23 protein-coding genes are annotated in these 24364 nt (G+C 40.8%); 2 read left to right on the top strand and 21 right to left on the bottom strand.

Annotated features, from left to right (window positions below; all coding sequences use genetic code 11):
• Positions 1–24: 24 nt before the first annotated feature.
• From ACGLYD_RS17560 to ACGLYD_RS17605, 10 genes are all read right to left on the bottom strand, one after another.
• Positions 25–1491, bottom strand: coding sequence for an aldehyde dehydrogenase family protein (locus ACGLYD_RS17560; RefSeq protein WP_399633292.1), 1467 nt, complete (start codon positions 1489–1491; stop codon positions 25–27).
• A 58-nt stretch (positions 1492–1549) separates the two neighbouring features.
• Positions 1550–2197 (bottom strand): ethanolamine utilization microcompartment protein EutL, encoded by a 648-nt coding sequence (eutL, locus tag ACGLYD_RS17565; protein WP_067213531.1) that lies wholly within the window; start codon positions 2195–2197, stop codon positions 1550–1552.
• A gap of 16 nt (positions 2198–2213) precedes the next feature.
• Positions 2214–3194: an ethanolamine ammonia-lyase subunit EutC gene (gene eutC / locus ACGLYD_RS17570; protein WP_338654774.1), complete on the bottom strand. Its 981-nt coding sequence runs from the start codon at positions 3192–3194 to the stop codon at positions 2214–2216.
• A gap of 12 nt (positions 3195–3206) precedes the next feature.
• Complete coding sequence (locus ACGLYD_RS17575) at positions 3207–4511, bottom strand: ethanolamine ammonia-lyase subunit EutB (RefSeq protein ID WP_370570017.1); 1305 nt, start codon at positions 4509–4511, stop codon at positions 3207–3209.
• A 76-nt stretch (positions 4512–4587) separates the two neighbouring features.
• Positions 4588–6036 (bottom strand): ethanolamine ammonia-lyase reactivating factor EutA, encoded by a 1449-nt coding sequence (locus ACGLYD_RS17580; RefSeq protein WP_187046119.1) that lies wholly within the window; start codon positions 6034–6036, stop codon positions 4588–4590.
• Between the two features lie 146 nt (positions 6037–6182).
• Positions 6183–6704 (bottom strand): EutP/PduV family microcompartment system protein, encoded by a 522-nt coding sequence (locus ACGLYD_RS17585; protein ID WP_067213535.1) that lies wholly within the window; start codon positions 6702–6704, stop codon positions 6183–6185.
• A 16-nt stretch (positions 6705–6720) separates the two neighbouring features.
• Entirely contained in the window at positions 6721–7062 is a 342-nt protein-coding gene (gene eutS / locus ACGLYD_RS17590) for an ethanolamine utilization microcompartment protein EutS (RefSeq protein ID WP_067213536.1), read from the bottom strand.
• Between the two features lie 129 nt (positions 7063–7191).
• Complete coding sequence (gene eutH / locus ACGLYD_RS17595) at positions 7192–8442, bottom strand: ethanolamine utilization protein EutH (RefSeq protein ID WP_067213537.1); 1251 nt, start codon at positions 8440–8442, stop codon at positions 7192–7194.
• A 145-nt stretch (positions 8443–8587) separates the two neighbouring features.
• Entirely contained in the window at positions 8588–9157 is a 570-nt protein-coding gene (locus ACGLYD_RS17600; RefSeq protein WP_067213538.1) for an ANTAR domain-containing response regulator, read from the bottom strand.
• Positions 9132–10589, bottom strand: coding sequence for a sensor histidine kinase (locus tag ACGLYD_RS17605; protein WP_187046120.1), 1458 nt, complete (start codon positions 10587–10589; stop codon positions 9132–9134). Before ACGLYD_RS17605 ends, ACGLYD_RS17600 begins: the two co-directional genes overlap by 26 nt.
• Before the next feature lie 152 nt (positions 10590–10741).
• Between ACGLYD_RS17605 and ACGLYD_RS17610 the strand changes: the two genes are divergently transcribed.
• Positions 10742–11476, top strand: coding sequence for an MBL fold metallo-hydrolase (locus ACGLYD_RS17610; protein ID WP_399629583.1), 735 nt, complete (start codon positions 10742–10744; stop codon positions 11474–11476).
• A 49-nt stretch (positions 11477–11525) separates the two neighbouring features.
• Here the strand turns inward: ACGLYD_RS17610 and ACGLYD_RS17615 are convergent, their stop codons facing one another.
• The 9 genes from ACGLYD_RS17615 to ACGLYD_RS17655 all read right to left on the bottom strand — a co-directional run bounded on the left by ACGLYD_RS17615 (position 11526) and on the right by ACGLYD_RS17655 (position 21086).
• On the bottom strand, positions 11526–12092 hold the full coding sequence (locus ACGLYD_RS17615; RefSeq protein WP_338654763.1) for a PepSY domain-containing protein: 567 nt from the start codon (positions 12090–12092) through the stop codon (positions 11526–11528).
• Positions 12093–12179: 87 nt separating this feature from the next.
• Entirely contained in the window at positions 12180–12875 is a 696-nt protein-coding gene (locus ACGLYD_RS17620; RefSeq protein WP_399629587.1) for a PepSY domain-containing protein, read from the bottom strand.
• A 38-nt stretch (positions 12876–12913) separates the two neighbouring features.
• Positions 12914–14275 carry a sensor histidine kinase gene (locus ACGLYD_RS17625; protein ID WP_399629590.1) on the bottom strand — a complete coding sequence of 454 codons (1362 nt, stop codon included), beginning with the start codon at positions 14273–14275 and terminating at the stop codon, positions 12914–12916.
• Positions 14265–14975 carry a response regulator transcription factor gene (locus tag ACGLYD_RS17630; protein ID WP_338654757.1) on the bottom strand — a complete coding sequence of 237 codons (711 nt, stop codon included), beginning with the start codon at positions 14973–14975 and terminating at the stop codon, positions 14265–14267. Before ACGLYD_RS17630 ends, ACGLYD_RS17625 begins: the two co-directional genes overlap by 11 nt.
• 94 nt (positions 14976–15069) lie before the next feature.
• Entirely contained in the window at positions 15070–16707 is a 1638-nt protein-coding gene (locus ACGLYD_RS17635; protein WP_399629592.1) for a M20/M25/M40 family metallo-hydrolase, read from the bottom strand.
• An 81-nt stretch (positions 16708–16788) separates the two neighbouring features.
• The gene (locus tag ACGLYD_RS17640; RefSeq protein WP_399629595.1) at positions 16789–17973 is read right to left on the bottom strand and encodes a M20 family metallopeptidase; all 1185 of its coding nucleotides are present in this window, start codon (positions 17971–17973) and stop codon (positions 16789–16791) included.
• 24 nt (positions 17974–17997) lie between these two features.
• Complete coding sequence (locus ACGLYD_RS17645; RefSeq protein ID WP_399629598.1) at positions 17998–19419, bottom strand: YfcC family protein; 1422 nt, start codon at positions 19417–19419, stop codon at positions 17998–18000.
• Between the two features lie 30 nt (positions 19420–19449).
• A complete protein-coding gene (locus tag ACGLYD_RS17650) occupies positions 19450–20211 on the bottom strand; it encodes a dimethylarginine dimethylaminohydrolase family protein (RefSeq protein WP_399629601.1) in 762 nt (253 codons plus the stop codon).
• A 20-nt stretch (positions 20212–20231) separates the two neighbouring features.
• Positions 20232–21086 carry a dimethylarginine dimethylaminohydrolase family protein gene (locus ACGLYD_RS17655; protein ID WP_399633295.1) on the bottom strand — a complete coding sequence of 285 codons (855 nt, stop codon included), beginning with the start codon at positions 21084–21086 and terminating at the stop codon, positions 20232–20234.
• Positions 21087–21274: 188 nt separating this feature from the next.
• On the opposite strand from ACGLYD_RS17655, the gene ACGLYD_RS17660 reads away from it, so the two are divergent.
• Positions 21275–22015 (top strand): IclR family transcriptional regulator, encoded by a 741-nt coding sequence (locus ACGLYD_RS17660; protein WP_067213547.1) that lies wholly within the window; start codon positions 21275–21277, stop codon positions 22013–22015.
• Positions 22016–22111: 96 nt separating this feature from the next.
• Here ACGLYD_RS17660 and ACGLYD_RS17665 read toward each other — a convergent pair whose 3' ends face one another.
• Positions 22112–22939 carry an undecaprenyl-diphosphate phosphatase gene (locus ACGLYD_RS17665; RefSeq protein ID WP_067213548.1) on the bottom strand — a complete coding sequence of 276 codons (828 nt, stop codon included), beginning with the start codon at positions 22937–22939 and terminating at the stop codon, positions 22112–22114.
• 7 nt (positions 22940–22946) lie between these two features.
• A complete protein-coding gene (locus ACGLYD_RS17670) occupies positions 22947–23558 on the bottom strand; it encodes a DedA family protein (RefSeq protein ID WP_340741049.1) in 612 nt (203 codons plus the stop codon).
• Between the last annotated feature and the right edge of the window lie 806 nt (positions 23559–24364).

Here is a 24364-nt window from a genome sequence, read left to right on the forward strand (position 1 = left end):
GTTTGCAGAGGTATTGAAGTATTCTTATTTAGATAATTGTTTCACGATTTCGTTGACTAAGTCTTTCACCATTTCAGGATTGACATTGTCACTTGAACTCATAGATTTCAATACTTGTGAGACTACTTGTTCTGTTACGTCTTCACTTGAATCAGCTGTATTTTTCGGAAGCTGTACTTCTTTAATGCCATAAGCCATTCGTTTAATGTTTAACAAATGCTTAGCTGTTACATTGTCGGATGTAATATTTCCCCCGAATGTCCCACAACCTAATGTCATCGAAGGCATTAAACCTGTTGTGCCCCCAACCGCTCCAACGGATGACATCGTGTTTACTAAAATACGTGAGACAGGCATATCCATCGCAAATTCACGTGCGATAGCGTCTGTTTCTGTATGAATGGACAGCGAATGCCCACGGCCGCCTAGGTTTAATAATGATAAACAAAGTTCTTTTGCATGATTCAGATCAGATGCTACATACATTGCGAAAACAGGGGATAACTTTTCAAGTGAGAAAGGAATTTCTTTTCCTACTTTTGTTTCCATCCCAACGATGACACGTGTCCCTTCGGGTAGTGTAATGCCTGCCAATTTCGCAATGACTTGCGGGCTTTTTCCAACAATTTTAGGATTCACTTTTCCCGGAACAGGTGAAACTACTTTTTCCATGATGAGTTTTTCTTCATCTGATAAAATATACGCACCGTTTTTCTTTAATTCGCGGTTAACTAGCTCTAAAATGTTGCGGTCTACCACTATCGCTTGCTCTGTTGCACAGATTGTTCCATAGTCGAAAGATTTACTGTCGATGATATCTTTAACAGCTTTCTCGATTTTGGCAGAACGTTCAATATAAACGGGAACATTTCCGGGACCGACTCCATATGCAGGTTTCCCTGAACTGTATGCCGCTTTTACCAATGCACTGCCACCCGTTGCAAGAATTAAGTTCACATCGGGATGCTTCATCAATTGTTGTGTTGCATCCATCGAAGCCATCGTTAAGCACTGGATCAACCCTTTTGGTGCTCCCGCCGCCACAGCCGCTTCGTCACAAACCTTTAACGCTTCGTTTGTACATTGAATTGCATAGGGATGGGGGCTTACGACAATTGAGTTTCTCGTTTTCAAAGCAATTAATGTTTTAAAAAACGCGGTTGACGTTGGATTTGTTGTTGGAATGATTGCTGCCACCACTCCAAAAGGAGCAGCTATCTCAACAACCTTTTTAACTTTATCCTCACCGACTACACCGACTGTTTTTAAATCTTTAATACTTTCGTAAACATCTCTTGAACCAACTTCATTTTTAATGGTTTTATGAGCGGCTACACCCATTCCTGTTTCTTCTACTGCCATCTTACCTAGTCTTGCAGACTGTTCGTACGCCGCATCAGCAACCGCCTTAACGATACGATCCACTTGCTCTTGTGTAAAACTCATATAAGCTAATTGTGCTTCCTTAGCGATTTGCACTGCTGTACGCATTTCCTGGAGAGCTAATAAATCAGCATCTATTGCTATTACCACTGCACTCTCTCCTTTCCTAATATTCTAAAGGCCTCTTCGCCATATTCAAAATGGCTTCTCTAAACGCATCCGCCGCTGCTTGGCAAGAAGATTGACTGCCTGTTAGTAACCCTCCACCAAAGTTCGTTTCAGAAGGCGGAGCGAAAAATTCACACACACTAACGTCTGCCGCCTTTAACGCCGCATCCAGTCCTACAATTGCTTCGATTGGCGGAGCGATTAAGTAAGCAAGCGATTGGCCGGGTGAAATCCCAGCAACCTCTGCCAAATAACTTCCACAGCTTGAAATTGTATGCGCATATAACGCATGATTTTCATCATCATTGATGGCTTCAAAGTAAGCCGTATTTTCGATTGTGGTACGAATCGAATCAAGGCCGCTTTTCACTTCATCCGGAGATGAACCTGCTATGATGCCGATAAATTCTCCTGAAAGAGGACCCGATGCATGTGCCGATCCTGCGTAAAAACTTTTTGCATAGACCACTTCGACGTCCGAATCTTTCGTTGCCTGATCGGCAGCCGTATAACCCACGTCATCAATCGTTGTTGTAAATAACCCCAAACTCCGTTGGTAAGGCTTTAAATTAAACTTCGTAGCTAGCCCAGCATCTACATTAGGAATAACTTGCATAGACAACACTTCTGCATGAACTTTCTTCATGACATCTACACACCTCCTATCCTTCCTTCTTAACAAGTGAAACGCCACTTGCTTCATACTTCAATATCTTTTGGATAACAGTTCCAAGATACGCTCCTGCTTCCACCGGTGGAATTCCACCTTTGTGAATATTTGAAACGACCATGCGTTCCGCTTCAATCGTTCCAATGCGGGGTTTGTAACAAATATAGGCGCTTAATGATTCTGCCGAGACAAGTCCTGGACGCTCCCCAATTAAAATGATGACGACATCAGGCTGCAGGATTTCACCTATTTCATCCATTAAAGCAACTCTGCCTTTATCAACATAAATAGTGGTACCCATCTCAATATTTAAATTGTTTAACGACTGCTCCAATGATAAGTAGACATCTTCTAAATTCACTTCAAGTGCTTTGGCACTTAGTCCGTTAGAAGCAACAATTTGTACCCTTGGAGCGCGCTGGCATTTTTCCGCAACCATTTTTTTAGAGTCATCCGATAATCTTCTTCCTAAATCAGGTCGTCGGATATACTCTTCTTTGTCCAACACTTTTGAATGCAATTGGAGGAAGCCCAATCGTTCCAATATTTCTTGCGGAACTTCACCGTAAACAGCGTCTACAGCTGCTGCATGGTCAAATCTGAATTGGAGCCAGGTAGCTGTTTTCGGTCTAGTACCAGCTCTTCCCACTACAATCCGTGCAGGTGTTTTCTTACGAAGATCAGCTAAGTACGCTTCCTTATTTGATTCCTCTATTACAGGCTTACTTTTGCTTGCTTGCAGATTTACGCTTTTCGGCTTTTTATCCTCTAGCGCCGTATCGAAGAATTTCACATTTCCATCAGGAGTTGCACGCACTGTTTCCTCTGTAAAATGATTTCCTACTAAAGTCTCTTGAAACAACATAACAGGCATCTGTTTGTTGTCATTATCACGATCATCTGTTTTCAAGTTACTTGTTTGGAGTTTTTCAACGACCATCTTCGTAATCTTTTCAATGAGTTGTTCATTCACAGATGTCATCTCCTAACGTGTAAATATAGTAGGGTCGCCTGCTCGAGCACTTAAGCGACCATTTTCATAAATCCCCATTTTTTCAAGCCATTTTAAGTATTCCGGCGCCGGTGTTTTACCAAACGTTTGTAAAAGCGTTGCTACATCATGGAAGCTCATCGACTGGTAATTCAGCATTACATCGTCTCCCATAGGAGTAGCGATGATGAAGTTGACACCCGCAGCAGATAATAAGACACCTAAATCTTCAATGTCATTTTGGTCTGCTTTTATATGATTTGTGTAACAGATGTCCACACCCATCGGAATGCCGTGCATTTTACCCATGAAGTGATCTTCGAGACCAGCACGTATGACTTGTTTGTTGTTATACAAGTACTCAGGTCCGATAAAACCGACCACCGTATTTACGATGAACGGATCGAAGTGTCTTGCGAATCCGTAATTTCTAGATTCTAGCGTTAATTGATCAATTCCATGATGCGCTTCTGCCGACAGCTCTGACCCTTGACCCGTTTCAAAATACATAACTTGTGGGCCTGAACCCGTTCCCTGTTTCATAGCGAGATCTTTTGCTTCTGCAATCAGTTCTGCAGTAATACCAAATGAGCGATTTGCTACTTCGGTTCCTGCAATACTTTGGAAAATCATATCTGCGGGAGCACCTTGTTCAATTGCTTTCATCTGCGTATTTACATGAGCTAACACACAGTTTTGAGTAGGAATTTCCCATTCTTGCATGAAATCTTTTGTCGCATGCAATAGCCGTTTAACACTTTCAACGGAGTCGTCAACAGGGTTAATCCCAATTACTGCATCGCCAATTCCATATGACAATCCATCTTTCAGAGACGCAATCATTCCATCCACGTTGTCTGTCGGATGATTTGGCTGTAACCGAGATGAAATCGTTCCTTTTTGACCAATCGTAATATTACATGTTGTTAATATTTCAACTTTATTGGCCGCATGTACTAAATCAAGATTAGACATTAACTTCGCAACTGCAGCAATCATTTCGGAAGTTAAGCCCCGGCTAATACGTTTCAGTTCACGGTCGCCCACTTTATTACTTAAAATGTATTCCCGTAATTCAGCGACACTCCAATTTTTTAATTCTGCATAAATCCGTTCATTTATATCGCCTTCAATAATTCTGGAAACTTCGTCCGTTTCGATTGGTATTAAAGGATTGTTACGAATATCACTTAATAAGATTTCACTGAGGACCGTTTTTGCAGCAATTCGTTCTTGTACAGTTTCCGCTGCAACACCCGCCAGCCGATCTCCCGACTTTTCTTCATTTGCTTTTGCCATTACTTCTTTCAGATCGGCGAAATTATAACTTATGCCGCCTAAAGTTGTTTTTAATATCAAAAGTAGACACCCTCCTTCACGATGAGTGAAATGTTAATGTTTTGACGACGACAGGGACAACTCCGGATTCAAGTGCTCTTCCGATGTCCATATAATCACCATGTTCGACAGTAATTTGATCGATACATATAACGCTTTGCCTGACTTGCATAGCAATCAAAGTTTGACCTAACACTTTTGCATGATCAGTTTGTAAAATTAGAACAATCGGTTGATCGGGATCAGGTCGTTGTTCCATCACCTGAATAATGGCGGCCGCTAACTTTTGAATATCTCTAAAGCCCATATAAGGCAGTTCGGAAATGTATAATGCAAAGTTCTGTCCTTCTCTGGCCGCATCATATATATCGATTGCATTTTTAACGGCTATTTCAAAGTTTTCTAATCCAGTTTGGAGATTCTCACCAAACGCATAATTGTAAACTGGTATATTCTTAAGCGGTAATTCATCCGATGCCACCTGGATTGTTGCTCCGCTAATTTCTGTTGTTTGCGTGCCCGCCCCAAGAACTGTTGCCCGTACTGTTTCAACAGGCTCCAACCATGAATAGCTTTGCAATGCTTCATTCCTTTGAAGAGCTTTTGCCAACTGTACACCTATATCATCGTAATTCGATTTCTGCCCCTTATCCGGTTCATGATTATACATGCACTCAGAAATACCACCCGAAAAAACAAGTGTGTCAATCTTTTCGTGCCAGTTGGGATGATGTCCTAGCAAAAGCACTTCATCCTTTTCTTGGACATCATTTTTCAGTATTCTTCCCAACGACTCCGCCATGAAATCGGTTACAAATTTAATATTCCTTGATTCTGGATTATCGCCCACATGTAATAACACATTTTGCTCCGTTAAAAGCTTTTGTACAGGCGGAGAAATAGAATTTACTTTCCCCTCATGAAATTCTATGAGTCGCCCTCCAATATGCAATGTACATGTGCCAAGAAGTACCTTATCTTTGTAAACAGCAATGTTCGCCGTTCCTCCGCCTATATCGATATTGGCAATTACTTTTCCGCTACGACTAGAATAGTCATATGCTCCGGAACCTTTAGCAGCTATAATTCCTTCTAAATCCGGTCCTGCTGTAGCTACTAAGAAATCACCAACTTCACCTGACAAATAGTGAAGCATCTCGCTCGCATTTTGCTTTGTCGCCGTTTCACCGGTAATAATGACTGCACCGGTTGCAATTTGCGAAGCAACGATACCGGCCTTTGCATATTCTGAACGAACAATTTTTTCAATCTCCACAACATTTATCGTCGAAGGATTGGTTAAAGGTGTTCTGAAAATAGGACTCTTGTATAGAACTTCTTTATCTACAATTTCAATTTTGGGAACATGAGTGGTACCTGCTACATTCATCAATGAAAATCGGCTAATAATTAGCTTTGTTGTGCTCGTGCCAATGTCAATCCCCGCACTAATCATCGTCTCCGGTTCGCGATTGGAACCACCCATACTCACACCTCATTTAAGTGATATAAAAGCGCAAGGCGCCTGGACTCTAGACAAAAAATAAAAGCGCCTCTACAGACCCGAAGAAAACTCTCCGAGTAGTAAAGGCGCCTTTGCCGTGTTCATTAACTTTTAATAGTATTAATATATCAAACATTACGTGAAGTGTAAAGGTAGTCGTTGAATAAAAGCTTATCGTCCATAGCGGCGATTACGAAGTTTTTCATTGAATTCATATCATTTAACTTCACTAATTCTTTCAGGTACTCAATGCCAATTCCTTCAACTGATGAAGTAATGACAATGGGCCCACTCGAAACAACAGACTTTATCATGTCAATTGACCGCGCTATGTCTGCATTGGGATGATCACTTTTGGTAATCACTCCAATCGGCAATTTCGTAATCCCCATACTAAATCCAGGCGGAAAAATCATTTTCCCGTTTGTTGCATCCTGCAAGTAAAACACATGGGTTACTTCTAAAGCAGTAGCCATAATGCTTTTATAAAACATTGGATTCTCTGTATATTCACCGGGTGTATCTACAATCCAATCGTAATAGGTCAATGTCTGTGTTTTAAATGCCTCGACTGTTTTTCCTAATAACGCATTCGTTAACGTAGATTTTCCAGCGCCAATTGAACCAATAAGCATCGCCCTGTTTTTCATCTTCTCAAACACGTCCTTACGACTTTGTAATGAGTGCTGGCGTATATCCTAATCTTTCAGATAAAAATCGATTAATTTCACTCATAGCCATGTCGACTTCTGAAACACTACCAACAATAACAAGACTTCCCGTAAATCGATCTAAGAAACCAATCGATACATTCGCTGCTTTTGTTGCCAAATCACCCGCGATTATTACTGTTTCACTTGGTGTGCATGTCATAATTCCTAACGCACCTGCTTGTTGAATACCAAGTTTTTGAAACATATCAGGATTCGGATTAGCGATTAAATGACTTAATGTGATTTGCTTACCGGGTACAAATTCTTGGATAAACCTTTTTTTCTCTTCACTCACTTTATTTGCCCCTTTCTGCTGGATATATATCGAAAATATTTATACATGTAAAACTTAGCTTAGGCGCCTTACAAGGGAATCTTTATTTCAACTTATATAGTTAAAAGGTTAGTACAATCAGGCTTAATCTTACTTCTCGGCTTTTTCATCTTCTAAGTACTCGCCTGGAAGAATGGTTCCATCTGCACGGTCTTTCTCTTCAAGTTTCAGAGCTGTTGGAACAGATAACCAGTACGCTATCCCAATTGCACAGATACCGGCTGTTAATTTACCAATAATTACTGGCAAAATAATATTTGGTTGGAAGTTTGCCGTAAAGGACAAGTGATCTCCTAGCAAGAATGCTGCACAGACTGCAAATGCGATGTTAATGACCTTATCTTTCGGCCTCATGTATCTAACTAGCGAGAACATCGCCAAAATATTAGCCATTGTCGCTAAGATACCAGCACTCCCTGTGGAAGATAGTCCAATCCTACGTCCACCTGCTTCCAATGGTTTCGCTGCATATTTACGTAGTAAGTAAACCATTGGGAATGCCCCTGCTAACATGATACCAATATAACCAGCCGTTTCAAGTGCGCGGAATTGATCTGCTTCATCCGCCATAATTGGATCGAAGCCCCATGCACCAAAAATAGTTGTGAATAAACCCGTGAATATTTCAACGATCGAGAAGACTAACACTAGTTTGATAGCCGCATCCATTACACGTCCAAAAATCATAAACCCTGCAATCATGCCACGTGGGAAGAACTTCAACCCTGCCGCGATTAAAAGTACGAATATGAGTAACGGTAATAGGTTAATTAGTATTTGTCCATAACTGATGACAAATTCATACGTAGAATCGGATGTTGTGCTTATGACATCACGAATTTCAGTATTAAACAATACGACCAATACAGAAGCAATAAATGCACCGATCGGAATTGTTAGAACACCAGACATTACGCCAAGTGCCATGTATTTATGATCTCTTTTATCAAGCATTGCAAGTCCCATAGGTATCGAGAATACAATTGTTGCCCCCGCCATGTATCCTACAATTAATGCCATTACCCAGCCTTCATAGGATGTTTTCAATGCATTTGCTAACTGATACCCGCCCATATCCGATGCTAAGATTGTCGTCGCGGCAATTGCCGGATCCGCCCCAATAGCATCAAAAATAGGTCCGATAAACTTACTGATAAACCATGTTAAATAAGGTATGGATGCCATGATACCAGCTGCCGGTACAAAGATATGACCAACCGCATGAAGACCAGACATAAATTCCTTACCAAGCCCATCTTCCGGGTTTTTAATTGCCGCAAACGCCCCCAAAACTGCACAAAACATAATAATATATACAATTACTGTGCCTATCATCGCCATTAGTATTCCCCCTATTATGTAGTAATTTAATAAAAACGTTATCATTTTGTTCTTTATTTAGTAGTCAATTAGCAATCACCCCCCCAAAGAAATACAAAAAGGCCCTTAAAGAACAATCTCTTTAAGCGCCTTTGCTTGTTGTTATTCACTTTTGTTGTGCAATAATTTCCTTAGCCAATGACTCCATTGTCATTTGTCTGGTCATACTAGAATCTCTCATTCGTTTAAACGCTTCTTCTTCCGTTATTTGTTCCATTTGCATTAGAATTCCTTTGGCTCGTTCAATCAGTTTTCTTTTTTCTACTTCTTGTTTCGCGTTTTTAATATCCTCTTTCAGTCTTTTTGCTTTACCCGACTGATGGAGAGCGATTTCAACTGCTGGTATTAAATTTGATTCTGCAATAGGTTTGACCAAATAACCTACAATATTATCCTGTTGTGCTTTCTTGATAAATTCTTTTTGACTATAAGCCGTGATGATTAAAATCGGTAAGTCTAACTGATTGGCAATAATTTGACTGGCTTGTAGTCCGTTAATCTTGGGCATTTTAATATCCATCAAAATTAGGTCCGGTTTATGTAAAAATGCGAGTTCAATCGCTCGATCACCGTCCCCTGCCTCACCGACAACATCGTAGCCATGGTCTTCTAACATCATCTTGATATCCATACGAATTAAGGATTCATCTTCAGCTATCAATATTTTCTTTCTCATAATAAATAATAACCTCCGGACTTACTGGAAACATAATTGCTGCGTGTGTTCCTATGTCTTCCGGCATATAACTAAATTCGCCATTCAAGTCATTCACAACTAAATTACGTACAATTTCTAAACCAAGTGAAGACTTCGTTTGTTTAATCCCAACACCGTTGTCGGAAATATGAAGCTCCAAAGAGTCTGCCTTCGAATAAAAGTTAACAATAATCTCACCGCGAGTGTCTCCTGGAAATGCGTGTTTCAAGGAGTTTTGAACGAGTTCATTAACAATTAGTGCAATTGAAACCGCTTTCCTTGATGATGTTAATATTCTATTGCCATTTGACCTAATAATCAAGCCCACTTTTTTATTGGGGCCATTTATTGTCATTGTTGAACAAACCTTTTTTGTAAGCTCAATGATATCCACATCATCATCTTCTGCATCTTCATTAGCCAAAATCAATTCGTAAACGGAGGAAATACTAAATACTCTGTTTAGCGTATCTTCAAAGTAGGATTTACTTTCTTCGGAAATCCCCTTCCTCATTTGTAGCCTAAGTAAGCTTGCCACGGTTTGAAGATTATTCTTCACTCTATGGTGAATTTCTTGAATAACAACGGATTTCATCATAAGTTCTTTTTCTTTCGTACGGAGCTCAGTTAAGTCTTGGATAACGAGTAAGGTCCCTCTCATTTCATCCTTTTTCCGCAATCGAATTTTTTTGACAACGAGATTCTTACGGTCTAATGTTAATTCAGATACAAAAACGTCATCTTGCTGATCATATACAGGTTTAAGAAAAGGCAATAACTCTACTAAGTTTACATTTTGTATTTCTTCCGTATGACTCATCTCTGTTATGAATTTAACACCTACTGGATTTGCATAAGTCAACTTATTTTCATGGTCAGTCAACAGGAAAATTTCCATTAATAAGTCCGAAACTATCGGCATTTCACTATTCTTATCCCCCAAGACATAGCCGATTGACTCCTGTCCAAATGGAAGATCTTCAAGATTATTAGTGTAAGGCATGGCATGATAGACTTCTTTCTCTTGTATAAGTACAGCTATTACTTGATGCATATTATTTTTAATAGGAACTACACTTTGCTCCACAGATCTTCCTTCTTGTGTTACCGCCTGACGAATTAGTGACTTCTTCCCTTTACGATAACTATAAAACACACCCGGCTCAAAGGAATCAAACACTATCTTTCCAATAACCGAATTTTCATAAACAGCATTAATAGACTTTGGAAAAGCCTCGGCAACAACAATTGCCTGTTCATTGTCTTTCATCTTACAATCAATGAACATGTAAGCATCCGATAAATCCGCATACATTTGTAATGTAGAAGCAACACTTTTTAATTGTTGAATATCATCAGCTGACAGGTCCGTATATATAGTACACAATTGCTCGAGTGTAGATTCTGCCACTGTTAGTTAATACCCACCTTTATTTGAATTCTTTGAATACATTATAGTATTTATATCCTACAGGGTCAATATTATTCTACACTTCCTACTTTCAATTGACTCCGTTTCAAGGTACACTTTTTTCACTTGCAATGGAATTGGAGGAATTCATAATGAAAATAACACCAATCGGTATCTGGGGTGGATACCCGAAAGCAAATAGTGCCACTTCGTCTTTTTTGATCGAACACGATAACTTCCATTGTCTCATTGATTGCGGCAGTGGCGTACTTTCCTCATTGCAAAATTATTTACCTTTAGAAAAAATTGACGCCGTTGTCATCAGTCATTATCACGCAGACCATATTGCTGATGTCGGGAGTCTCCAATTCAGCAGGATCATTAATTTTTATCTAGGTCATCAAGCTCCTCCATTACCGATTTATGGGCACACTAAAGATCAAGAGAATTTCGCAAAACTCTCGTACCAAGATCAAACAATAGGCATTGGCATTTCAGAAGATGATGTCATTCAAATAGGTCCATTTAAAGTGAGCTTTTGCCGTACGGTACATCCCGTCTATTGCTTGGCAATGAAATTCAAGGTCGGTGGCCAGTCCATTGTACTCACCGCAGATACAGAATGGCGAGATGAACTGATTGATTTCGCACGCGGCGCTGATCTTTTAATTAGCGAGGCCAATTTATATGAAGAACACATCGGGAAAGCACCAGGTCATATGGGCGGAAGCGAAGCTGGAAGAATGGCGAAATTGGCGGGAGTAAAACAACTTGTGTTAACCCACTTGCCGTTGCACGGAAATATTGAAGAAATTCTTGATGCAGCTGTCGTCGTATATGATGGGCCTACTGAACTTGCTGAAGTTGGGAAAGTATACGAAGTGTAAATTATTTTTCCCCATAAAAATAGGGCTGTTCAGGAACAGCCCCTTTACTTCAATCGTTATCGTTATCTTTATCACTATCTTTTTCAAATTTCAGAACTTCACCTGAAATTGCATCAATATCAAAGTCGTAGTCATATTTTCCATCTCGAATTTCGATTTCATAGACTACTCGGCCATCATCTTCGTCTAATTTCACTTCTGTCACAGTGCCTTTTGCTTGTTTCATCGCAATATTGACAGCAGCCTTTTCTGTTATGAATTTACCATTTTGAACAATCATTTTATCGTCTGAATCGTCGTTATCAAAGTCGTCATCATTATCATCATTTTCTTTATCTGTGCGCAATACTTTTCCAGTTTTCGCATCGATATCGAGATCATATTCAAAGCCGTTTGTTTTAACTTCAACCTCATAAATATCACCCACTAGTTCACGGTCCAATTCAATTCCAGTCACTGTTCCACCTACTGATTTTACAGCAATTGCTTCCGCTTCTTCCATCGTCAATAAACCTTTTGGCGTCGCCGCGAAACTATGTCCCGCGTTCCCAGCCACCGCAACTCCACCTATTACAAGCACGCCAGCCAATGCTGGAATCATCATCCATTTCTTCATCTTGTATCTCCTCCTTTTGTTGTTACCTTCATATTACTCGGCGAACATGAGAGGACATTGTGAGGAGTATTAGAATTTGATGAGAGATTAGTCATCCCATGTGACAGACATTATTTTTCCTGAAATTGCATGAATCTGGAAGGTACCTTCCCGGTCATCAGCTGCTTCGATTTCGATTAGGTAGTAGCCTCCATCGCTTGTTTTTTCATACGAAAAGTCATCTACATCACCTTTTAGTTGAGTTTGCGCAATTGCAATTGCCTGTTCCTTGGTAATAAGCGCATTTTCCCCTGTCGTTTCCTTCACGGTTTCAGTGATTATTTTCCCCGTCATGGCGTCGACTGTCACCTTTGTAAACTTCGTGTCTTTCGACAGCTTCACCTCGTAAATCGGCGCTTCGCCGCCTGTAATCAATGAAATCCGTTCCGTTTCACCGCTATATTTCCCCGCTATAATTTCTTTCACCTTAGACTCAGAAAGCACGTCCGGAATCTCTTCCTTCATTTCACCAGTCTGGGTAAGCGATAAAACACTTCCTGTCGTTGCGTCAACTTCAGCCGAATAAACCGCTTCACCTCGGCTCAGTTCTGCTTGATAAACGCCGTTCGTTATTGAGAGGCGGTCAACAGTTCCGCCGTACATGCTCTCCAACTGAGTTCGGATCGTATCAGCCGCCATCGGTTCCTGCTTATTGATCAAGCTTCCTATATAAAATCCGCCCACTGTTAGAAGTACTAAGGTTAACAGGGACGGAATAAACCATGATTTTTTCAAAAAATGCATACTCCTCGCCTCCTTTCATTCATCATACGATTCCAACATTAAAAATCGGTGAGAATCTGTTTTTTCGGCATGATGATCCGGAAGCTGGTTCCTACGCCAACGCTACTTTCTATATTCAATTCTGCCCCAAGACCGTCTGCAAGTTCCTTAGCAATTGCCAGCCCAAGGCCCGTTCCACCTGTTTTACGGTTTCGGTCTTCATGGACTCGATAGAATCGGTCAAAAATGTGCGGTAAGGCTTCTTTAGGGATTCCGTTTCCATAGTCAGTAACAGCAATGGAAATAGCAGTTTCATTTTCCGAAATAGTCGTTTTAATTTCTCGTTCGCTATATTTTCGTGCATTATCAAGGAGGATGAATAATAATTGTCTAAGTTTTTCAGCATCCGTTACCACAACCACAGAACCGTTCCCTTCTAGAATGAAATCTCTTGCGTGTGCTTGACGCATTGGTTGTAAGGTCTTTTCAACCAAAGAATTAATATCCGTTTCCTCAAACTTAAACGCAACATGTTCTTGATTTCTTGCAAGATGGAGCATTTGCTCAATCATATCCTTCATCCGAATGGATTCCCCAAGAATTGCTCCGACTGCCTCTTTTGCCACCGAAAGGTCATCAAATCCGCGGCGTGAGAGAAGCCGCGCGTAGCTTTCTATAACAGTGAGCGGCGTTTTTAATTCATGCGAGGCATTGGAAACGAACTGTTCTTGTTTTTTAAAATTGCTCTCGAGTTGCCCCATCATATCGTTGAATTCATGGCCCATCTGCGCCATTTCGTCTTTCCCTTCGGCTGGGACCTCAATCTTCTCGTATGTTCCCGTTTGCCGGCTTTGTGACATCGTTTTAATGAGATTATCAATTGGTTGGATCACGATGCGACCAAGCGCAACGCTTGAAATCGTTATGGGAATCATCGCGATAAGGGTCACTCCGAAGAGGATAAGCTTGAGCAAGCTCAAATTATGTTTTACATCACTTAGCAGTTGAATCGTTTGCAGTTCAACCACTTTTCCGTCTGTCCAAATAACATGCTCGCGTATCGTAAGTATCGGTGTATTGTCAAATTCACCGATTGAATAGCGTTCGCCTGGTTTTATTTCAGGATGGTAACTCCTAATTCCTTCCGCCGATTCGGACTCCACTTTCACCTTGCCCGTTGGATCCAAAATACGGACCGCACCATTCGGTGGTCTATAGGCATGGAGAACCGTCGCTGGATTCGTTTTTTCGGTCATCTGGCTGAGCGAAGCAATCAAGTCCTGCGATTGCGTCTTTAGCTGATTATACTCCGTGTCATATGCCAATTTCCCGTACACAAAATAGATGCCCGTGTTCGTCAACGTTAAGATAACGAGCATCAGCAACGTAGAAAAAAGGTGGATCTTTGTTTTAAGCTTCATTAACCTGTTGCTCCTTTAAAACATAACCAACACCCCGTATCGTTTGGATAAGCGTGCTTTTTTCCCCTTGTTCGATTTTCTTCCGGACATATCGAATGTACACATCCACGACGTTTGTATCACCGTAATAGTCGAATCCCCAAACAGCATCTAGTAACTGTTCACGTGACAACACTTGGTTTGGGTGTTTCAACAGATGAAGTAAAAGATCGTACTCCCGTGGTGTTAGCTCAATGGAGCGGCCATTTCTTGTTACGTCACGTGTTTGCTCATGAAGAGACAAACCCGCAAATTCAAGGAGATGTTCGTCTTTAGTCTCTACAGACGCCACAGGTTTAGAGAATCTAAGCGCCGAACGAATCCTTGCGAGTAATTCATCGATTTCAAAAGGTTTCGTCACATAATCATTCGCCCCGAGGTCAAGCCCCGCCACCTTATCTTCCACATCACTTTTCGCCGTCAATAATATGACTGGCGTGTCTGCTTCTGTTGCTCGAATCCGTCGCAATACGTCTAATCCATTCAATCCAGGTAACATAAGATCTAATAGAACAAGATCCCATTGTTGTTCACGGTATTTGATAAGCCCGTCTGGTCCTGTATGTGCAATGCCCGTTTCATAGCCCTCAAACTCAAGCTCAAGCTGAAGGACACGTGCGATATTTTCTTCGTCTTCGATGATTAAGATTTGCTCTTTCATTCGATTCACCTGCCACTTTTTCTTTCATCTTAACAGATGCAGACAATAAATAGAGACCTTCACTATTTCCGAAGGTCTCCACATTTCAGTTATATTAGCCTGTACATGTTTCCAAACTTTCATTCGTGACATACATGCTCTTCACGAGCGTTTCCAGCATAACAGGCATTTCCACAAAAGCACTGTCGACATGTAAACGCTCCGTCCGTTGATGTGCATCTTTCCCAAACGGACCTACATTGAACACGGGCGCTTTCAACTGGGCCATCTCAGTGAATGGAATGCTATACGTTTCGCCCCATACCGGCGTATTGCTTTCGAATGCAGCCCAGCCATTTGTGTCGTCATCGTAGTTAACATAACTTAGGTCACAGATACCGTTGAAGTAATGAATCTGTTCGACTGTATTATTAAATGTTTCCGCTGTTTTCTTCATCAATTCAATCGACTGGATGACAAGCGGGTTATCCGACGAGTTAATGGCTGGATAGTAAGGTGGTGCATAAAGAAGGACAGTTGCCGGCGCAAGTTCCTGGCATTGGATCATCAAGTTATCGACGATACGAAGCGATTTTTCACGATCATCCCACTCTTCGTTATGGAGTACTTCTTGCTTCAAGCGATCCACTTCTTTTTCCCCTAATTTTAGCAAAGCATGTTCAAGGAGCTGTTCATAACGCAAAACGTTCACTTCCCCTACGCCTTTCACTTGCTCTCGTTCACAAATAACCTTGTAGCTATCGTTGCACGCTGCCATTGCCTCAAGTGCCACTTGTTCGAACAAATCCATCACTTCCGATGCCGTACGCTTCATCAGGAAAACATTATATAATGCTACTGCGCGGTAAGGCGTTTGCGTCGAGTATTGAAGCTTTAAATCTTTTTGTTGCAATGAAACCGGCAACGGCGTACTTTCTCCAAGATCCGTCTCGCGGAATAATTCGTTCCATTCCATCCGTTGTGTCAGATATGAAGCAATATAGTTCGCAGTCATACCTTTCATTGGCTCGCCGACATGCGTTTCTTTGCCATAGAACAATGCAGCGGGCATGATTTTCCCGATGGTACCCGAGTAAACATATTCAGCAATATCCGTTGGGTTTTGGGAAAACGATGGCTCGCTATTTAAAAATAGTTTATACGTTAACCCTTGCTCCTCACGAATACGGACAAGCTCCTTCACTACAGCACGCATCCCTGCTGAGTTAACTTCCTCATCAGGAACGGTAGCTAATAATAGATTGATTGGCCATTTTTCAACACTGGCTTTTTCAATGAGTTGCATATGAAGCGCAAGCCCCATTTTCATATCCATTGTGCCTCGACCAAACAAGTAATTTCCGGTCTCCAAGTCGATGCATGCATCCTCCGGAAGATCAGCATTATGCTGGGGTTCAGACAACATTTTCGTCAGCATTTCCGGATAAAATGCAAACGGCTCCAACACACCATATTCTTCAGTCCATACGGTATCGAAGTGACTTATAAGAACAATCGTTTCTGTTGCTTCGGGATGCTTGTACAAAGCAGTGACAGCTTGACGACCAAGCCCTGCATCGTGAAGTGCCAACTGATTCGGGTTATTTATGAAATACGCTAGTTCATTTAATTTCGCCTCTAATTTGGGAGAAAATGTATTCTCCCCTTCAGTTAACGTACGGCTGTCCCAGCTAACGAGTTCACATAACAGTGACCGAAGTGTAGAGGGTGTGCCCCATAAATAGTCATTCATAGTAAATACCTCCTTTTCCAGTTACCGAAAATCTGTTATCATTTCTAATTCTTTACGTTCAGAATAGTGTTGGCCATCTTCTTAGCCCAAGCCGTTCGTAAAATTTTCTGCAATTTTAACAAAATAATTCACACCATATTTCAACGCACTTTCGTCAATTTTAAACTTAGGATGGTGGAGTGGATAGGCTTCTCCAAAACTTTCATTATGAACACCAATAAATTGCATCGACGCTGGCACAACTTCGGAATACGCTGCAAAATCTTCAGCACCAAATAATGGATCTTCCATTTCCACCACATTTTCTACACCAACAAGGCCTTGTGCCACAGCTCTAGTAATAGCCGTTGCTTCTTTATTATTATGAACTGCGGCACATCCAATATCCCATTTAATCTCAGTTTCCGCACCGTGTGCCCTCGCAATTCCCTCCACAACTTGCTCCAAGTATTCTCTTGCCTGTACGCGAACAACTGGATCATGTGAACGGATTGTTCCCCCAAGCTCAGCATGTCCAGCAATGACGTTCAACGAATTCCCACAATTGAATTTTGTCACCGTTATGACTGGAGCTTTCAAGATTGGTAATTTGCGAGACACAATTTGTTGAATATTGGTTGCAATTTCGGCACCAATAATTAGCGGATCGATTGTTAGCTCGGGTGTAGAAGCATGGCCTCCGCTACCAATGACCTTTATTTCAAAGTCATCTCCGGCCGCATTCAATTTCCCTTCTTTCATCGTAAACTTTCCCGCATTTTCATAAGGATAGACATGAAGGGCAAAAACATAATCTACGCCATCCATAACACCTTTTTCTACAAGTTCAACGGCACCTCCCGGCGTTACTTCTTCAGCATGCTGGAAGATGAACCGAATTTCACCGCTTATTTTGTCTCTTTTCTCTGACAGAGCTTTTGCTGCGCCCAGCAACATAGCTGCGTGAGCGTCATGGCCACATGCATGCATAACACCAGTCGTTTTAGATTTAAAATCAACGTCTGCTTCTTCTACAATGGGCAATGCATCGATATCAGCCCGAAATGCAATTGTATATGTTTTCAATTCCGACTTTTTAGTCCCCTCAAGCACCGCGTAAACGCTTGTCCTTGTCGGTCTTGTCACAGTTAATCCGGGAAAAGTTTTTACGAGATTATAAATGTACTCTGAAGTTTTATATTCTTGATGTGATAACTCTGCATTTTCATGTAAATGACGTCTCCAACTAACCACTTCTTCTAGTAATGCATCTTGTTTTATGACCATTTCCCTAGCCCCCATACTGGTCTCTTAAAATGGACCGTAGTTTGTCGCCTGAGCGATAATCAAGAAGATAATCGCAATTCCAACCTGAATCAAGAAATATGGAAATACCCATTTTACCCATTTAGTAAATGGAATTCCGGCAATTGCGAGTCCCGCTAACAGCACACCACTTGTCGGGATAACCATATTTGAAATCCCGTCACCCATTTGGAATGCAAATACTGCTGTTTGTCTTGTAACCCCTATTAAGTCTGCCAACGGTGTCATTATTGGCATTGTCAATGCAGCCTGTCCACTGCCCGATGGAACTATGAAGTTTAGAAATAATTGCATGATGAACATGCCTACAGCATTAATAGATGTCGGTAATTGACCGACTAACGATGAAGAATAATATAAAATTGTATCGAGCAAACCACCATTCGTTGTTATAACCAAAATTGTCTGCGCAATCCCAATAATTAAAGCGCCCGCTACCATGTCACGGGCTCCCTCAACAAAACCATCTGCCATTTTGTTTGGCGAGATTTTTCCGATGAACCCCATGATAATCGCACTAAAGAGGAATATACCGCCAATTTCACTTATATACCATTGGAATTTAATGACTCCAACGACTAATGCAATGAAATTGAACAATAATACAAATAATGCAAGCTTATGTCGTGTGCCCATTTTGAAACTGAGATCAATCTCCGCCTGGTCATTCGGGTCAAACTTTCCATATACCCCCAACTCAGGATTCTTTTTAACTTTCGCCGCATGGAAATAAATATAGAGCACTGTAACAATGTAAAAGACAATGAAAATTGCAATGCGCAATCCCATTCCGGAATAGATTGGAAGTTCGGCAATGCTTTGCGCAACACCAACGTTAAAGGGATTGGTAATTCCCGTAACAAATCCGGTAGCTAATGTACCAAGCATTACAATTGCAAACCCTGTAAGCGCATCCATTTTCAAAGCCATAGTCATCGGCACAATGATTGCAATGTAAACGAGTGTATCCTCAGCAGAACCAATTAATGTCCCCAATAATGAAAAGATTAATATCAACAGTGGAATTAGTATCTTTTCCCTTTTTCCGAAGCGTGCAGCAATAAACTTAATAAACGAGTCAATTGCCCCAGTCTTCTGCATAATTCCAAGTGCTCCACCAAACAAGAATACAAACAAAATAATGGAAGCACCACCCACTAATCCGGCATGAACACTGTTGAACATTTCTAATATTCCTACTGGAGATGATTCAATGAATTTGAATGAAGTCGGATCCACTATAGTTCGACCGTCTTTTTCGATTCTATCATACTGACCGGCTGGCAAAATATAAGTCAATATTGTCATAATGACGATAACTATGAACATGAGAACAAAAGCACTAATACCCTTTTCTGGTGTTTCTTGTTGCTGAACTTTTACCTTTTCCTTAGGCAATTCCCCCATACTACACCCCCTATTTTGAATACTTAAGAATCAAAATCGTAACGAAAGACAACTCAAACCACCGTCATGCTTTTGCACTTCAGACATTTCCAGTTCGATTGTTTCATAACCCGCTTCATTAAATTTACGTTTTGTTTCTTCATATCCTGACGGAATAATGACATAATCATTCACACGGATACAGTTGGCTGAATACTCGTCTTCCTTACCTATAACAATTTTTTCATATGAATCAAATGCTGGATGATCCACAAATTCTCCCGCAACGACCATCCGGTTATCTCCTAGGTAAGCAATTCCTGTTTTCAAATGGAAAAACTCTTTTAACGGAATAACCGTAACTTCATAACCTTGTTGTTCTAATATTCCTTTCAATTGAAGAGCTCCTTCTTCATTCGTCCGTTCAGAAATCCCAATATAGAAATGGTCTTCCGCTTGGAGAATATCGCCACCATCTAGTGTTCCTGGCGATTTTATATAGTAAAATTTCTCATAAAATCCTTTTAGAGTAGCTTCGATTTCCTTGATTTCTCCATTACGTGATTCCGCTCCTGGATTTGTAATAACCGCGAAATCAGATGTCAATACGGCTGCATCTTCTACAAATGTCGAGTCCGGGAATTCTTCACTTGCTGGAAGATGTGTAACAGTCACGCCGCATTTTTCCAACGCTTCAATATACTCTTTATGCTGATCTAGTAACTTTTCAACTACGGGCTTTCCTAAATCAGAAGTCGTCAATCCATTCAAATAGCTTTCCCCAGGTGTTTTTACAATTACGTTTGAATACATATCCATTCCACTCCTCATTTTTAGTTTCTTACTACGGGAGAAGTCAAACACGTTGGCCCCCCCGTCCCTTTTATACTTATTTCTTCACCTTTATATTCATAAACTGTGGCTCCAGCATCGAGCAATTGTTTTTTCGTGGAAGCGTTTCCAGAAACAATTACACAAACCCGTGGTGCCAGTGCCAACACGTTGCAACCAAGTGTGTCATATTCATCTTTCGGAACTTCAATTAGCTGGATTTTTCGTTCAATCAACAACTGCCGGAAAAAAACAGGCATTAGTGGTGAATGCACGACTGCCAAATCACGATCGACCATACTGATGAACGACATAAGATGCAGACATTCCGCTTCTCCTTGATCATGTGGTAGTTGAACGACGATGAATTCGTCGACGAAAGACGCTGTCATTTCTTTCAATTGCCGGATTGCTTCATCATTCGTACGGTATCCACGGCCTACAACAAGTGTCTTGTCGTCCAACCATACGATATCACCGCCATCTGACACTGCGTCTCCTGTCAACTCACCAACAATAGCAATTTCTCTTTCTGCAAGAAACTTTTTATATACTACCGCTTCCGGTTGTCTCAGTTTTTTACCTGATTTCAAAATGATTGCTCCTGCTGGCGTAAACTTCACCGGATCATGTGCATACAACGAATCCATACCAACTTCAGGCGATGCAGGTAAATAATCAATCTGTGGGACATATTTTTCAAGAATCCCTATAAAATTCGAATACTCGCGAACCGCCTCTTTAAAATTCGGTTCTTCAAGGTAATTGAATGTTTTCCATTGATCCGCGAGATGATTTTGATTTTGAAAAGCTACATTTGGATGCTTTACAATCACCCGTTCTAATGGACTGTACATTGATGAACAATAAGTCAATTTACATCACCCTTTTCCGCATAGTGGAAAACGTTTCCGAATAACGGAAAGTTTATATATAAAATATATTCTCTTCATGGTACAATGTCAATGTATTTCAAATACTTTTAATTCTTTTTTTCAGAGTAATGAATTTTACTTAGTTATTTATATGATAGGTGGTGCTTTAAATGCAATCAATTGACCGCGCTATGATCGTAGCCAAAACTCTTGCTACACACACTTCAGAAAACGGAGTGTCTATTTCAGACCTTTCCAAGCAATGCGAATTACCACTCAGTACAATGCATAGATTGCTGAAAGCGATGATTAAACAAGGTATGGTGGAGCAGGATGAGCGTACGAAATGCTATCGGCTCGGAACGATTTGGTTAGAATACGGTTTGCAAGTGTATGATTCGATGGATTATGTCACTAAAATAAGGCCAGAGCTAGAACGTTTGAGCCATGAAGTAGATGAAAGTGTCTATCTAAGCCGCCCCGCAGGATTAGAAGCAATTATTTTAGAGAGAATAGATAGTGAAAATAATACAATCCGGATTTATGACCAACTCGGTTTGCGCATTCCAATGAATATCGGTGCGGCTAATAAAGCGATGCTTGCCAATATGCCTTCTTTTAAGTCCACGGACATTTTGAAGAAACTGTTGCCTATCGAACAATTGGCTCCAGTAGAAGTAACGCTAAAACAGATAAAAAAACTAGGATATGCTACGAGTCACGGTGAAAGGACGGAAGGTACTTCTTCTGTCGCGGTGGCCATTGTTGATGGATTAGGAGAAGTTGTCGGGGCAATCAGTATAGGCTTCGTCAGTTTCAATCTGACTGAAAATCGGATGGATTTCCTTATTGAAAAAGTTATGGAAACAGGTAGACGGATTTCGGAAAAACTAGGTTCGAACAGTAATTAATCACCAATTTATAAGTAGATCAGATATTTTCAGACTGCATTGCAAAGACAAAAAAACGACTCCCGCGCACCAATGTGCAGGAGTCGTTTCAGATTCTTATAAAAACACAATAACCGCTAGCACAGCTGCTAATATAAGTCGGTAAATTGCGAACGGTACAAGCTTGACGCGTGAGATGAGCTTCAAGAAGAAGCGAATCGAGATAAGCGCAAAGATGAATGCACTGATGAATCCGACGATATAAAACGACAGATTATCCATTGATAAGTACTCCCAGTTTTTCAAAACCGATACAAGACTTGCACCCATCATAATTGGAACAGCCATTATGAACGTGAAATCTGCCGCCGTTCTATGGTTCATGCCGAACAGTACACCACCCGAAATCGTGGCGCCTGAGCGCGAAAATCCTGGCCATAATGACAGACATTGGACAAGACCAACCGAGAATGCCTGTTTGTATGTGATTTGATCCAACGTTTGTACTTTCGGTTTTTTTGGACCAAATTTATCAGCCACAATCATAAGAATAGCCCCTGCCACCAAGGCAAAAATAACCGTTTCCACTCCGAATAAATAATCATCAATCAGATCTTTAAACGCAAATCCAAGAATGACTGCCGGAAGCATACCGATAATGACATGCCCTAAATTGAAACGTGAATTCATCTTTTTACCATCAATCTTATAAAGTCCGACTAGGCTAAAAAGACGTTTCCAAAATACGACGACAACCGCTAAAATCGATCCTAGCTGGATAACAATCTTAAATGTAATCGCGGGATATTTACCTAAAAACTCTTCTGTCTTCAGCCACATATCATCGACAATGATCAAGTGACCCGTCGATGATACAGGTGCAAACTCCGTCATACCTTCAACAAATCCAAGTATTAACGCTTTAATCAAATCAAATAATTCCATAAGTTAGTTACACTCTCTTTCTACGGAAGCGAATATACCAAAAGCAACTCACAATTCCGCCAATTGCTAGCAGTGCGTACGCAACGTTCGAATAGATGTCCATATAATGAACAATCGATTGCCAATTGTCGCCGACTGCTGCGCCGATCATAACAAGTGCCGTATTCCAGATCAGACTACCGATTGTTGTAAGTAAAATGAATAGCGGGAAGTTCATATTCGACATACCTGCTGGAATCGAGATTAGGCTCCGTATTAGTGGAACTAGGCGACAGAGTAGCACTGTCCACGGACCATATTTGTCGAACCATGCATCGGCCTTACGGATATCTTTTCGAGTAAGACGTAAAACGCCACCCCACCGATCAACAATTTTCTCAAGGCGTGCCACATCGAGAAATAACCCGATACTATACAAAATCATCGCCCCAATAATTGATCCGACCGTTGCTGCAATGATTACTCCCATTCGAGTCATATCCGAATACGTCGTCATGAATCCACCGAATGTCAAAATAACTTCAGATGGTATTGGTGGAAACACATTCTCAATCATGATTAATAAAAACACACCAAAATAGCCAAACTGGTCCATAAATTCAGTAATCCAATTTTCCACGCTTCGCCCCCACCAACTATTACTTTACTAAATACCGAATGCAAGTGCAAACTGACTTCGTGAAATGAATAGACGTTCCTTTATAAGAAGAAGTTGCCTTTCTTATCAATTATTTTATGCAAAAGAGTCCATTCCTATGATTCTACGTCGGTATTACCCGCTTGAATCATTCTAGAGGATTGTTCATTTTTTGTTGATAACTTCATAAAGTGCCTAGTTATCAACAGTCATCAGTTGATAACTCGAAAAAATGTTTATAGTTTCAGAATTTTCTATCGAAAATCATCTTTTTGGGTTATTAATCAAATTCTAATGATAGATATCCACAATTTCCTCCCCAGTTAACAATTCCTCCACAATGATCAATGAAGTTATACACTACCCACCAAGCTATATATAATCCATAGTCTGGTAAGTTATATTTATACTGAATATCAGGAATACGATTCACTAAAGTACTAACTATCTGGTTGATTATTCAAGTACTAAAACCATACTATATATGCTGCACAAATGAATACGGCATATGCGCTTTACAAAGGCTTTTTTGAGGCCGCTGAAAAGTACTGATACTTGGAATGAAATAGAACTCCTACAAATACCGCTTCGACGCTTTGTGGATGCCTCCCGCGATAAGCCAGAAAGAAGACCGCTTTCAGTCTTATCACTCCGGCTACCACGAAGACGCGCCTTCGCTAGATGGTCTATGTGAGAAAGAGCATTTCATTATCTGTGATGAAGTCTGCAAGCTAAGGCACGTCTTTCTTGAATATAAGTAGTATCAACTAGTAATCACCTTATAACCT

Origin of the sequence: Sporosarcina sp. SG10008 (assembly GCF_044569405.1) — a bacterium.
Taxonomy (GTDB): domain Bacteria; phylum Bacillota; class Bacilli; order Bacillales_A; family Planococcaceae; genus Sporosarcina; species Sporosarcina psychrophila.